The sequence below is a fragment of the Escherichia whittamii genome, from assembly GCF_014836715.1.
Taxonomy (GTDB): domain Bacteria; phylum Pseudomonadota; class Gammaproteobacteria; order Enterobacterales; family Enterobacteriaceae; genus Escherichia; species Escherichia whittamii.
This window is the reverse complement of the sequence record NZ_JACSQI010000011.1, coordinates 1-13,108: the sequence shown is the minus strand read 5'-3', so window position 1 is coordinate 13,108 and position 13,108 is coordinate 1. Positions and strand designations below refer to the sequence as shown.

9 protein-coding genes are annotated in these 13,108 nt (G+C 50.1%); 6 read left to right on the top strand and 3 right to left on the bottom strand.

The window, feature by feature from the left end:
• Window positions 1-6: 6 nt before the first annotated feature.
• On the bottom strand, window positions 7-3,969 hold the full coding sequence (gene putA, locus H9644_RS16125) for a trifunctional transcriptional regulator/proline dehydrogenase/L-glutamate gamma-semialdehyde dehydrogenase (RefSeq protein WP_191775372.1): 3,963 nt from the start codon (window positions 3,967-3,969) through the stop codon (window positions 7-9).
• 57 nt (window positions 3,970-4,026) lie between these two features.
• On the opposite strand from putA, the gene H9644_RS16120 reads away from it, so the two are divergent.
• The 6 genes from H9644_RS16120 (at window position 4,027) to phoH (ending at window position 11,043) form a co-directional block, all read left to right on the top strand.
• Complete coding sequence (locus H9644_RS16120) at window positions 4,027-4,230, top strand: hypothetical protein (protein ID WP_149025975.1); 204 nt, start codon at window positions 4,027-4,029, stop codon at window positions 4,228-4,230.
• 161 nt (window positions 4,231-4,391) lie between these two features.
• Window positions 4,392-5,900, top strand: coding sequence for a sodium/proline symporter PutP (gene putP, locus H9644_RS16115; RefSeq protein WP_135559665.1), 1,509 nt, complete (start codon window positions 4,392-4,394; stop codon window positions 5,898-5,900).
• A gap of 219 nt (window positions 5,901-6,119) precedes the next feature.
• Window positions 6,120-6,950, top strand: a complete 831-nt coding sequence (efeU, locus tag H9644_RS16110) for an iron uptake transporter permease EfeU (protein ID WP_000497943.1) — start codon at window positions 6,120-6,122, stop codon at window positions 6,948-6,950.
• A gap of 57 nt (window positions 6,951-7,007) precedes the next feature.
• A complete protein-coding gene (gene efeO / locus H9644_RS16105; RefSeq protein WP_191775361.1) occupies window positions 7,008-8,135 on the top strand; it encodes an iron uptake system protein EfeO in 1,128 nt (375 codons plus the stop codon).
• A 5-nt stretch (window positions 8,136-8,140) separates the two neighbouring features.
• Window positions 8,141-9,412 (top strand): iron uptake transporter deferrochelatase/peroxidase subunit, encoded by a 1,272-nt coding sequence (gene efeB / locus H9644_RS16100; RefSeq protein ID WP_191775352.1) that lies wholly within the window; start codon window positions 8,141-8,143, stop codon window positions 9,410-9,412.
• Between the two features lie 842 nt (window positions 9,413-10,254).
• The gene (phoH, locus tag H9644_RS16095) at window positions 10,255-11,043 is read left to right on the top strand and encodes a phosphate starvation-inducible protein PhoH (protein ID WP_064528475.1); all 789 of its coding nucleotides are present in this window, start codon (window positions 10,255-10,257) and stop codon (window positions 11,041-11,043) included.
• Between the two features lie 113 nt (window positions 11,044-11,156).
• Here the strand turns inward: phoH and H9644_RS16090 are convergent, their stop codons facing one another.
• Both H9644_RS16090 and H9644_RS16085 read right to left on the bottom strand, forming a co-directional pair.
• Window positions 11,157-12,017: a hypothetical protein gene (locus H9644_RS16090; RefSeq protein WP_064528477.1), complete on the bottom strand. Its 861-nt coding sequence runs from the start codon at window positions 12,015-12,017 to the stop codon at window positions 11,157-11,159.
• Window positions 12,018-12,199: 182 nt separating this feature from the next.
• Complete coding sequence (locus tag H9644_RS16085; protein ID WP_191775350.1) at window positions 12,200-12,577, bottom strand: DUF1878 family protein; 378 nt, start codon at window positions 12,575-12,577, stop codon at window positions 12,200-12,202.
• Window positions 12,578-13,108: the final 531 nt, after the last annotated feature.

The following is a 13,108-nucleotide window of genomic DNA, read 5'->3' as shown; positions in this document are numbered from 1 at the left end:
ACCTGTTTAACCGATAGTCATCAAACTGGCGTTACCGCCAGCAGCAGCGGTATTCACACTCAGTGAACGTTCAATATAGAGCCGTTCCAGAAGGATATTGCTTTCGCCACGGGCAAAACCCTGCACCGAAACAATTGCACCATCCCGCGCGGCAACGGCTTCACATAACGCGCGAAGCTGATCCGAATCACCGTGGAAGATCACCGCATCAAACGGTTGAGCGGTAATATTTTCCACTTTCGCCAGTTGAATCCGTTCGTTGACTGCCGATGGTAATGCCTTCACTAACTGACGATGCAGTGCGTCATCCGGCCACAGCACCTGGCTGCTAACGGCCAGCACGGCGGCGAGTTGGGTCAGTGCATCCTGCTCATCATCCGCAATACACAACACGCGCTCACGCGGCAGCAGCGTCCAGGTGTTGCGTTCACCCGTCGGTCCTGGTAGCAATCGCTGTGTTCCTGCCTGCGCCAGTTCGCCATATTGCGTACATAACGCCTGCAATTCTGTCCGGTTTGCCGCCCATTCCCGCAGTGCATTTAGCGGCTGAATTAATGCCGCCTTCAGTTGGGCATCGACCGGATACTCTGCATCCTGACGCGCGAGCGTCACCGCCAGTGCGCTATCCGGGCGATTCGCCAACAGACGGTAGAGATAGAGCGGCCCGCCTGCTTTCGGCCCGGTGCCGGACAATCCTTCGCCGCCGAACGGTTGCACCCCAACCACCGCGCCAACCATATTACGGTTAACATACAAGTTACCGACATGCGCCGAGCCAGTGACCTGAGCAATGGTTTCATCAATACGCGTATGGACGCCGAGCGTCAGGCCATAGCCGGAAGCGTTAATCTGCTCGATCAGTTCTGGTAACTGATTACGGCTGTAACGCACCACATGCAGCACCGGCCCAAAGACCTCTTTTTGCAATTCAGCAAAGTCATCCAGTTCGATAAGCGTCGGAGCGACAAAGGTGCCACTTTGCCATTCACGGGCATCTTCGCTGTTTTCCCGCACCGCCTGGAACACCGGACGGCCTTTGCCACGCATGGTCTGAATATGACGCTCAATATTGGCTTTCGCTTCGCTATCAATCACCGGACCGATATCGGTGGTCAGGCGACCCGGATTACCCATCCGGCACTCAGCCATTGCGCCGCGCAGCATTTTCAGCGTGTGGTCGGCAATTTCATCTTGCAGGCACAGCACACGCAGCGCCGAGCAACGCTGACCTGCACTGTCGAAGGCCGAGGCCAGCACATCGACGACGACCTGTTCGGTCAGGGCGGAGGAATCGACAATCATCGCGTTCATACCGCCGGTTTCAGCAATGAGCGGAACAGGGCGACCCTGAGCATCCAGGCGGTTGGCGATATTGCGTTGTAGTAACGTGGCGACTTCGGTTGAACCGGTAAACATCACCCCGCGCACGCGATCATCACCCGTCAGTTGCGCGCCCACAGTTTCACCCTGACCTGGCAGCAACTGCACCACACCTGGCGGTACGCCCGCTTCCAGTAAAATAGAGATGCCTTGCGCGGCAATCAGCGGCGTTTGTTCTGCCGGTTTTGCCAGCACGCTGTTACCCGCCGCCAGTGCGGCGGCGATCTGCCCGGTGAAAATCGCCAGCGGGAAGTTCCACGGACTGATACACACCACAGGCCCTAATGGACGATGAGTTTCGTTAGCGAAATCATCCCGCACCTGTCCGGCGTAGTAGTGGAGAAAATCGACGGCTTCACGCACTTCGGCGATGGCGTTACTGAATGTTTTTCCGGCTTCACGCACCAGAATACCAATCTGTTGCTGCATCTGGCTTTCCATCAGCACGGCAGCGCGATGCAAAATCGCCGCGCGTTCAGCCGGAGGAGTGGCAAACCAGATTGGCGCGTTATTTACTGCACTTTCCAGTGCCTGTTCCACTTCACGCGGCGTGGCTTCACGCACATAGCCAACAATATCTTTCGGTTCCGCCGGGTTGATAACGGGTAACATTTCACCTGCCGCTACCGGTTGTTCCAGTATTGGCAAGGCCTGCCATTTTTGCAGTGCACTATTGAGCAGGGCAGAGGAAAGCGATGCCAGTCGGTGTTCGTTGGCGAGATCCAGCCCTGCCGAGTTGTCGCGTCCGTGACCGTAAAGATCGCGCGGCAGTGGAATTTTCGGATGCGGTAATCCAGTTTGCCCTTCCTGTTGTGCCATTTTTTCAACGGCAGTGACCGGATCGGCAACCAGTTCATCCAGCGGCAGAGATGTGTCGGCAATACGGTTAACAAACGAGGTGTTGGCACCGTTTTCCAGCAGGCGACGCACCAGATACGCCAGCAGCGTTTCATGTGTGCCGACCGGAGCATAAATACGACACGGACGGTTAAGTTTGCCGTCAGCGATTTTCCCGGTGACCTGCTCATACAGTGGCTCGCCCATGCCATGCAGGCACTGGAACTCGTACTGGCCCGGGTAGTAATTCTGACCCGCCAGTTGGTAAATCGCCGCCAGCGTATGGGCGTTGTGCGTTGCAAACTGCGGGTAGATTAGATTTGGCACCGCCAGCAGCTTTTTCGCACAGGCGAGATAAGAGACGTCTGTGTACACCTTGCGGGTATAAACCGGATAACCTTCAAGGCCGTCCATCTGCGCACGCTTGATTTCACTATCCCAATATGCGCCTTTCACCAGACGAATCATCAGACGGCGACGGCTGCGGGTCGCGAGCTCAATCAGGTAATCAATCACCAGCGGGCAGCGTTTCTGATAAGCCTGAATAACAAAACCAATACCGTTCCAGCCTGCCAGCTCTGGCTCGAAACAGAGTTTTTCCAGCAGATCGAGGGAGATCTCCAGACGATCGGTTTCTTCGGCGTCAATGTTGATACCAATGTCGTACTGGCGTGCCAGCAAGGTTAATGATTTCAGACGCGGGTAAAGCTCTTCCATTACCCGGTCATACTGGGCGCGGCTGTAACGCGGGTGTAGCGCCGACAGCTTGATTGAAATGCCTGGACCTTCATAGATGCCACGACCATTGGATGCTTTACCAATAGCGTGAATCGCCTGTTGGTAGGAAACCATATACGCCTGCGCGTCCGCTGCGGTCAGTGCGGCTTCGCCCAGCATATCGTATGAGTAACGGAAACCTTTCTCTTCAAGCTTGCGGGCATTGGCTAACGCTTCCGCGATGGTTTCGCCAGTGACAAACTGCTCGCCCATCAGGCGCATCGCCATATCCACACCTTTGCGGATCAGCGGTTCGCCGCTCTTACCGATAATGCGATTCAGCGAACGGGAGAGGCTGGCTTCGTTATGGGTAGAAACCAGTTTGCCGGTAAACAGCAGCCCCCAGGTGGCGGCATTAACAAACAAAGACGGGCTACGACCAATGTGTGACTGCCAGTTACCGTTGCTGATTTTGTCGCGAATTAACGCATCACGGGTGGCTTTGTCGGGAATACGCAGCAATGCTTCCGCCAGACACATCAGCGCCACGCCTTCCTGCGATGACAGCGAAAACTCCTGCAATAACCCCTGCACCATGCCAGCGCGACCACTGGCGTTTTTTTGATTACGCAGTTTATCCGCCAGTTGATACGCCAGTTTGTGCGCCTGTTCAGCAATCGGCTGCGGCAGGCGGGCTTGTTCCAGCAGCATAGAAACCGCTTCGCTTTCCGGGCGGCGATATGCGGCGGTGATGGCGGCGCGGGAAACCGACTGCGGCAAAATTTGCTCGGCAAAGTCGAGGAACGGCTGGTGTGGTTCCTCTGCCGGATTCGGCGTTTCATCACTCTCATTGGCAGCGCCAGAAAGCAGCGCAGGCAGCTCCGGCAGGGTATCGTTGTTTTCCAGCTGTTCAAGATAAGAAAAAATCGCCTGCTTAATTAACCAGTGCGGTGTGCGATCGATGCGTGTTGCGGCAGACTTAATACGCTCACGCGTCGCGTCGTCCAGCTTAACCCCCATAGTGGTGGTTCCCATGCCATTACTCCTGTTGTTCTGAAAAGTGCAACTTAACGTTATCGTGAAATATCTATTATGTTGCAACTTTGCGCAACCGCGTTAAATGTGACTTACGTAGCAAGCTTAAAAATGAATGAAATGTTAATAAAAGAAATCGATATGACAGGAATTAAAAAAGTAATGCAGGCTTTTTCTCTGCGGCAGTTAACATTTTTGAAAGGTGCAACTGCAAAAAATGTGAGGAAGTGCAACCTGATGAAAAATAGTGTCGCTGGGTAATAAAATTTGATGTAAATGATGTGTTAAATCGATTGTGAATAACCAGCACTTCCGGCAGGATACGGTCGCCCTGGTAAAACATAAACTCTGTTACCCCGTTCCGGTGGCAGATATAACGGCAAGTTTCGACATTGCCGATAATAATTTTTTGGAGACTTTAGATGGCTATTAGCACACCGATGTTGGTGACATTTTGTGTCTATATCTTTGGCATGATATTGATTGGGTTTATCGCCTGGCGATCAACTAAAAACTTCGACGACTATATTCTGGGCGGTCGCAGCCTTGGGCCGTTTGTAACGGCATTATCTGCGGGTGCGTCTGACATGAGCGGCTGGCTGTTAATGGGGTTGCCGGGCGCAGTTTTTCTTTCCGGTATTTCCGAAAGCTGGATTGCCATCGGCCTGACATTAGGCGCGTGGATCAACTGGAAGCTGGTGGCAGGGCGGTTGCGTGTGCATACCGAATACAACAATAACGCCTTAACTCTGCCGGATTATTTCACCGGGCGCTTTGAAGATAAAAGCCGTATTTTGCGCATTATCTCCGCGTTGGTTATTTTGCTGTTCTTCACCATTTATTGTGCCTCGGGCATTGTGGCAGGCGCACGTCTGTTTGAAAGCACCTTCGGCATGAGCTACGAAACGGCTCTGTGGGCAGGGGCAGCGGCGACCATCCTTTACACCTTTATTGGCGGCTTCCTCGCGGTGAGCTGGACTGATACTGTACAGGCCAGCCTGATGATTTTTGCGCTGATCCTGACGCCGGTTATTGTCATTATCAGCGTCGGCGGGTTTGGTGATTCGCTGGAGGTTATCAAACAAAAGAGCATTGAAAACGTTGATATGCTCAAAGGACTGAACTTTATCGCCATTATCTCGCTGATGGGCTGGGGGCTGGGGTACTTCGGTCAGCCACACATCCTGGCGCGTTTTATGGCGGCGGATTCTCATCACAGCATCGTCCATGCGCGTCGTATCAGTATGACCTGGATGATCCTCTGCCTGGCAGGGGCGGTGGCTGTCGGCTTCTTTGGGATTGCTTACTTTAATGATCATCCGGCGTTGGCGGGGGCAGTAAATCAGAATGCCGAGCGCGTGTTTATCGAACTGGCGCAAATTCTGTTTAACCCGTGGATTGCCGGGATCCTGCTGTCGGCGATACTGGCGGCGGTGATGTCAACCTTAAGCTGCCAGTTGTTGGTATGTTCCAGTGCGATTACTGAAGATTTGTACAAAGCGTTTCTGCGTAAACATGCCAGCCAGAAAGAACTGGTGTGGGTAGGGCGTGTCATGGTGCTGGTGGTGGCGCTGGTGGCGATTGCGCTGGCAGCGAACCCGGAAAACCGCGTGCTGGGGCTGGTGAGCTACGCGTGGGCAGGCTTTGGCGCGGCGTTTGGACCGGTGGTGCTGTTCTCGGTGATGTGGTCACGCATGACGCGCAACGGAGCGCTGGCGGGGATGATCATTGGCGCGCTCACGGTTATCGTCTGGAAACAGTTCGGCTGGCTGGGACTGTACGAAATTATTCCGGGCTTTATCTTCGGCAGTATTGGGATTGTGGTGTTTAGTTTGCTGGGTAAAGCGCCGTCAGCGGCGATGCAAAAACGTTTTGCCGAAGCGGATGCGCACTATCATTCGGCACCGCCGTCACGGTTGCAAGAAAGCTAAGGGAAGGCGTTTTACCGAAAATCCCACGTCATAATGGGAATCAGGCAGAGGGCAATCAGTGATTGCCCTCTGTGTTTTTTCTCAAAATATTTTTACATTTTCTCATCATTATCACTACATTCTGCTTGTGTTTTTCTGTGTCGTAATGATAATCACTATCACTGTGATTTACTTTTCTTTGCATAGATTGACTCAGAAAAACGTTTAAGGGTGGGTGGCATGTTTGTTCCGTTTCTCATTATGTTGCGCGAAGGACTTGAAGCCGCGCTGATTGTCAGTTTGATTGCCAGCTATCTTAAGCGTACCCAGCGAGGCCGATGGATTGGAGTCATGTGGATTGGCGTGTTGCTTGCCGCTGCGTTGTGCCTGGGACTGGGCATCTTCATTAATGAAACCACCGGCGAATTTCCACAAAAAGAGCAGGAGCTGTTTGAAGGTATCGTGGCGGTGATTGCTGTGGTGATCCTCACCTGGATGGTTTTCTGGATGCGCAAAGTGTCGCGTAACGTCAAGGTGCAACTGGAGCAGGCAGTCGATAGCGCATTGCAGCGTGGAAATCATCATGGCTGGGCGCTGGTGATGATGGTCTTTTTTGCCGTTGCAAGGGAAGGGCTGGAGTCGGTTTTTTTCCTGCTGGCGGCATTTCAACAAGATGTCGGGATCTGGCCCCCGCTCGGCGCAATGCTGGGTCTTGCCACGGCTGTGGTGCTTGGTTTCCTGCTCTACTGGGGCGGTATTCGACTGAATCTGGGCGCATTTTTCAAATGGACCAGCCTGTTTATTCTCTTCGTCGCCGCAGGGCTGGCGGCAGGTGCCATTCGCGCATTTCATGAAGCCGGATTGTGGAACCACTTTCAGGAAATCGCCTTCGATATGAGTGCGGTGCTCTCAACTCACTCGCTGTTCGGTACGCTGATGGAAGGTATTTTTGGTTATCAGGAAGCGCCGAGCGTCAGCGAAGTCGCCGTCTGGTTTATTTATCTCATCCCGGCGCTGGTAGCGTTTGCTCTGCCGCCACGTGCAGGAACGACAGCGTCTCGCTCCGCGTAACGAATACGACGCAAATTCTTGCTTAGTTACAACATACTTTAAAGGGATAGTCTCGTCATGACCATTAACTTCCGTCGTAGCGCACTGCACCTGAGCGTAGCTGCGCTGTTCTCCTCTGCTTTTATGGCTAACGCCGCTGATATTCCGCAGGTCAAAGTCACTGTGACAGATAAACAGTGCGAACCGATGACCATTACGGTTAACGCCGGGAAAACACAGTTCATCATTCAGAACCACAGCCAGAAGGCGCTGGAGTGGGAGATCCTCAAAGGGGTGATGGTGGTGGAAGAGCGAGAAAACATCGCTCCCGGTTTTAGCCAGAAAATGACGGCAAATTTACAGCCTGGAGAATACGATATGACCTGCGGTCTGCTGACTAACCCGAAAGGGAAGTTGATCGTTAAAGGTGAGGCAACGGCGGATGCGGCGCAAAGCGATGCACTGTTAAGCCTCGGCGGTGCAATTACCGCATATAAAGCGTATGTCATGGCGGAAACCACGCAGCTGGTTACCGACACCAAAGCTTTTACCGACGCTATTAAAGCGGGCGATATCGAAAAAGCGAAAGCGCTGTATGCGCCGACGCGCCAGCACTATGAGCGGATTGAACCGATTGCTGAACTGTTCTCCGATCTGGATGGCAGCATTGACGCCCGTGAGGATGATTACGAGCAAAAAGCCGCCGACCCGAAATTCACCGGTTTCCACCGTCTGGAAAAAGCCTTATTTGGCGACAACTCCACCAAAGGAATGGATCAGTACGCTGACCAGCTTTATACCGATGTGGTCGATTTGCAAAAACGGATCAGTGAACTGGCTTTCCCACCGTCAAAAGTGGTCGGCGGCGCAGCCGGACTGATTGAGGAAGTGGCAGCCAGCAAAATCAGTGGTGAAGAAGATCGTTATAGCCACACCGATCTGTGGGACTTCCAGGCCAACGTTGAAGGCTCGCAGAAAATTGTCGATCTGCTGCGTCCACAATTGCAAAAAGCCAACCCGGAACTGCTGGCAAAAGTCGATGCCAACTTCAAAAAGGTCGATACCATTCTGGCGAAATACCGTACCAAAGACGGTTTTGAAACCTACGACAAGCTGACCGATGCCGACCGTAACGCGCTGAAAGGCCCGATTACTGCGCTGGCGGAAGATCTGGCGCAACTTCGCGGTGTGCTGGGGCTGGATTAAGCGTTATGCAGTATGAAAATGAAAACGGCGTGAATGAACCGTCACGCCGACGTTTACTGAAAGGGATTGGCGCGCTGGCGCTGGCGGGAAGTTGCCCGGTCGCGCATGCACAAAAACCGCAAAGTGCGCCGGGTACGCTTTCACCGGATGCGCGCAGTGAAGTGCAGCCTTTTTATGGCGAGCATCAGGCGGGTATTCTGACGCCGCAGCAGGCTGCAATGATGCTGGTGGCATTTGATGTGCTTGCCAGCGATAAAGCCGATCTTGAGCGATTGTTTCGCTTGTTGACTCAGCGGTTTGCTTTTCTGACTCAGGGCGGAGTGGCACCAGAAACGCCAAACCCGCGCCTGCCGCCACTCGATTCCGGTATTCTTGGCGGCTACATTGCGCCTGATAATCTCACCATTACGTTATCGGTGGGCCACGCATTGTTTGATGAGCGCTTTGGTCTTGCAACGCAGATACCGAAAAAGTTGCAAAAGATGACGCGTTTCCCCAACGACTCGCTTGATGCAGCGTTATGTCATGGCGACATATTGTTACAGATTTGCGCCAACACCCAGGACACGGTGATCCATGCGCTGCGCGATATCATCAAACACACGCCGGATTTACTCAGCGTGCGCTGGAAGCGGGAAGGGTTTATCTCCGATCACGCGGCACGCAGTAAAGGTAAAGAGACACCAATCAATTTGCTGGGCTTCAAAGACGGTACCGCCAATCCCGATAGCCAGAATGATAAGTTGATGCAAAAAGTGGTGTGGGTCACGGCAGATCAGCAAGAACCAGCCTGGACTATTGGTGGCAGCTACCAGGCTGTGCGCTTAATTCAGTTTCGCGTTGAGTTTTGGGACAGAACACCGCTGAAAGAACAGCAGACGATTTTTGGTCGTGATAAGCAAACCGGTGCGCCGCTGTGTATGAAGCATGAGCATGATGTTCCCGATTACGCCAGCGACCCGGAAGGGAAGGTGATTGCACTGGACAGCCATATCCGGCTGGCGAATCCCCGCACGGCGGAGAGTGAGTCCAGCCTGATGCTGCGACGTGGCTACAGTTATTCGTTGGGCGTCACCAATTCCGGGCAACTGGACATGGGGCTACTGTTTGTCTGCTACCAACACGATCTGGAAAAAGGCTTCCTGACAGTACAAAAAAGACTGAACGGCGAGGCGCTGGAGGAGTACGTCAAACCCATCGGTGGCGGTTATTTCTTTGCGCTGCCGGGTGTGAAGGACGCGAACGATTATCTCGGAAGCGCATTATTGCGGGTTTAATGTTTTTAGGCGGATAAGACGTTCACGCCGCATCCGACGTTCGTGCACTGATGCCTGATGCGCCGCTTGCGCGTCTTATCATGCCTACAATCGGTCGCGGATCGGTAGGCCGGATAAGGCGCTTACGCCGCATCCGGCATTCGTGCGCTGGTGCCTGATGCGATGCTGGCGCATCTTATCATGCCTACAATTGGTGCCGGAACGGTAGGCCGGATAAGGCGCTTACGCCGCATCCGGCATTCGTGTGCTGGTGCCTGATGCGATGCTGACGCATCTTATCAGGCCTACAGTTGGTGGCGGATCGGTAGGCCGGATAAGGCGTTTACGCCGCATCCGGCAAGAACAAGGCACTTTACCAGCTACCACGAATCCTGCTGAAAGCACATAACTTTCTCTATTACTGTCATCACGCTGTCATCTTTCCAATAGAAACTAATATCACTGAAATGGCTGTTTGTGGTTAAATATAGGTGAATATATTGTTGCAATGGATGAGAGATCTGTTGTAATTATTATGTAACAGCGGTAATTCCCGGCAGTGATAGTCAGTCACTATGGAGATCGCGGATGGTAACGTCCTGTACTGGACATGTTTTAGACAATCAACGCTCCACCAAACGCGGAGACTTCTCCTCCGGTAGCAACTGCGTCACTCTACATTCTCATCCACTTCCTTTCTTTACTCGTGTTACCGACGCCGTAAACGGTGCGCGTAGCCGTTTTTGGTGTTATTTCCAAAAGCAAACTATGGCTTACAAGGAAGCCAACCCTCTGATGTTCGTGCGCATAATCGCGCTGCCAATGGCGCGTGTGATGAATACAAACAACTCAAGGTGCTCTCCATGGGAAGACAAAAAGCAGTGATCAAAGCTCGTCGCGAAGCAAAACGTGTGCTGAGACGGGATTCGCGCAGCCATAAACAGCGTGAAGAAGAATCGGTCACCTCGCTTGTGCAGATGAGCGGCGTAGAAGCCATTGGTATGGCCCGCGACAGTCGCGATACTTCGCCAATCGAGGCGCGAAATGAAGCGCAATTGCACTATCTGAAGGCTATTGAGAGTAAGCAGCTGATATTCGCTACGGGCGAAGCCGGGTGCGGTAAAACCTGGATCAGTGCGGCAAAAGCGGCAGAGGCCCTGATACATAAGGATGTCGACAGGATCATCGTCACCCGTCCAGTTCTACAAGCAGATGAAGACCTTGGCTTCTTACCCGGGGATATTGCAGAAAAGTTTGCTCCCTATTTTCGCCCGGTCTACGACGTGCTGGTCCGGCGCTTAGGGGCTTCCTTTATGCAGTATTGCCTGCGACCGGAAATAGGGAAGGTGGAAATTGCGCCGTTTGCCTATATGCGTGGACGTACCTTTGAAAATGCAGTCGTCATTCTTGACGAGGCGCAGAATGTGACTGCCGCGCAAATGAAAATGTTTTTAACCCGCCTCGGGGAGAACGTGACGGTTATCGTCAACGGTGATATTACGCAATGCGATTTACCTCGCGGTGTGCGCTCCGGATTAAGTGACGCGCTGGAACGTTTCGAAGAAGATGAAATGGTCGGGATCGTCCGGTTCGGCAAAAATGATTGCGTACGTTCGGCACTTTGCCAACGTACGCTACATGCATACAGTTAAGCGTATTATAAGCGCAGAGCCCGGGCTAACCGGGCTTTGTTTTTGATGTTTATGCCCGGGCTACAACTTTATCTGAAACTGCCTATAGCCGGTTTAGTTGCAATGCAGAATAGCTATTTTAAATAATAAAGTCTGTTCTCAATATATTCATTCAGTTTTGTCAACTCTTCTGATATTTTTTCCTTATTCAATTCATTGTTTTTTGTCATGGTTAATAAAATCAGTTTCTTTGTTTTTTTTGATAAAATTCCCGGGAGGAAATTTCTGCTGTTATACATTTCATGAACAATGTTGAGTAATTCGTTATTAAACGAATCAATATTAGCCATGTTGTCGATTTGAGGGTTGCTGTCTTGAAAGTTTTTTATAATTTTATATATTTTGATAAGGAAATAAAGTTCAATACTTCTCTGGGATTGTTCTTCTGGTGTAAAAATTGGAAAATCATATTGTTCACATATTGTATCATAATCATCAAACTTGTCATTTTCAATTGACCATAACTTTCTCTTTTCTATTTTATCCTTTGTTGATTTTATCTCGGAAAACATTCTTTTTATTATTAATGAAATGATGGCTGTGACAAATAAAATTATTACGCCAATATGTGTGGAGTAATAAAAAAGTAACATGATAAATGAAATTACTGGCAGTGCTAATGAAGTAATAATCAATAAATTAGCAACTTTACTATATGAGTGTAGTTCAAAAATGAACTCCCTTTCACCACTTGCAAATATGTAAAATAATGAGAAGCCTGTGTTCAGCAATGTTGATATTGCGAAACCTAACGTAGCCCACCACAGCGGAACACTATTGGAGATATTGACAGGAGATACACTAAAAAGCCCAATGAAAAAGGTAAAGCAGGCTCCAGTAAGAATTGAGTGAAAATATGAAAACCATTTTATACTCTCCCCTGTATGATACCCTTTTTTATATGCGCGCCAGGCAATCCTCTTTGTATTATACATGGTTCTATCCTTAAATTGACTTAAACAAATGTACGAGACTATTATCAATATTGTATATAACTTACTGTCTCATCGCCAGCATTAATGTCATATCAGTTTGTGCGTTAGGTAGTAACCAAATAAATAACTATGATTAAATGTATTTATCTGGTAATAGAATTGTCCTACTACCAGATAGACAATTAGTTATTGTGATGAATAATTTGGTGAAACTCGGCAGGTATGTTAGGTCCAAAACTTAGCGCATATTGATAACAAACATCTGTCCACTGATGATTTTTGTAAAAAGCAAGAATAACTTGTTTAACCATTTGGTATTCAATATCGAGTTCGTTTTTTAAGTCGTTTTCAAAATCATACCAGTTTAATCTTTCATTGTTGCTTAACTTTTCATCGTATTTTTCAAATATATCATGTGTGTGATTGATGTTTTTTTCATCCCAATCCATTGAAATAGTTAATGACTCCACAGGATGATTATGGTAGTCGATTATGTCACCAAGGATGTTTATATGGTATTTCAATTTTTCAATTTCTTTTGAAATTTCAGTTAAGTTCATGCTTTATCCTCCATCTTATAAATTGTTGAATTCATCGCAGATATGACATCTTGAATCTTTGTTTGTAGATCATGAACATATGCGAGTCTGGAGTGCCTGAATGCCAACCTGTTTCGTAAGAGTTAAGATTTATTTTGCTTCAACAAGAAGCAGGCGAGTAACAACATCAGGACCTTTTGCATCAAGAGTTCTTAAAGCGATATCGGAAACTCTTTTGTCTTGTGCTCGCTTCAGAAGAGCATAGTCATGCTGTCTGTTATTAAAGGATACTCCCATCCATTTACTCGCAATAGTTAGAATTGAATCGCTTTGTACATTTATATTCAGCTTTTGCCTTTGTAAGTAATAAATATTATTTCGCTATTATCTTATGCAAATATGATTTTGCAAAACAAGGTATCTTTCCCCCCATCCTTTATGAACGCAACATGAGACTATGTTGGGAAACTCCTCGTCGCCCTGCGGGCAGCCCGTTCACTGCGTTCGCGGTCTGTCCAACTGGCTGCCGCCAGTTGTCGAACCCGGGTCCGG

Bases quoted from the DNA above. Each gene is read 5' to 3' on its own strand.
- H9644_RS16090 (WP_064528477.1), bottom strand. From the start codon at position 12,017: ATGTATAATACAAAGAGGATTGCCTGGCGCGCATATAAAAAAGGGTAT.
- H9644_RS16085 (WP_191775350.1), bottom strand. From the start codon at position 12,577: ATGAACTTAACTGAAATTTCAAAAGAAATTGAAAAATTGAAATACCAT.
- efeO (WP_191775361.1), top strand. From the start codon at position 7,008: ATGACCATTAACTTCCGTCGTAGCGCACTGCACCTGAGCGTAGCTGCG.
- putP (WP_135559665.1), top strand. From the start codon at position 4,392: ATGGCTATTAGCACACCGATGTTGGTGACATTTTGTGTCTATATCTTT.
- phoH (WP_064528475.1), top strand. From the start codon at position 10,255: ATGGGAAGACAAAAAGCAGTGATCAAAGCTCGTCGCGAAGCAAAACGT.
- efeB (WP_191775352.1), top strand. From the start codon at position 8,141: ATGCAGTATGAAAATGAAAACGGCGTGAATGAACCGTCACGCCGACGT.
- putA (WP_191775372.1), bottom strand. From the start codon at position 3,969: ATGGGAACCACCACTATGGGGGTTAAGCTGGACGACGCGACGCGTGAG.
- efeU (WP_000497943.1), top strand. From the start codon at position 6,120: ATGTTTGTTCCGTTTCTCATTATGTTGCGCGAAGGACTTGAAGCCGCG.
- H9644_RS16120 (WP_149025975.1), top strand. From the start codon at position 4,027: ATGTTGCAACTTTGCGCAACCGCGTTAAATGTGACTTACGTAGCAAGC.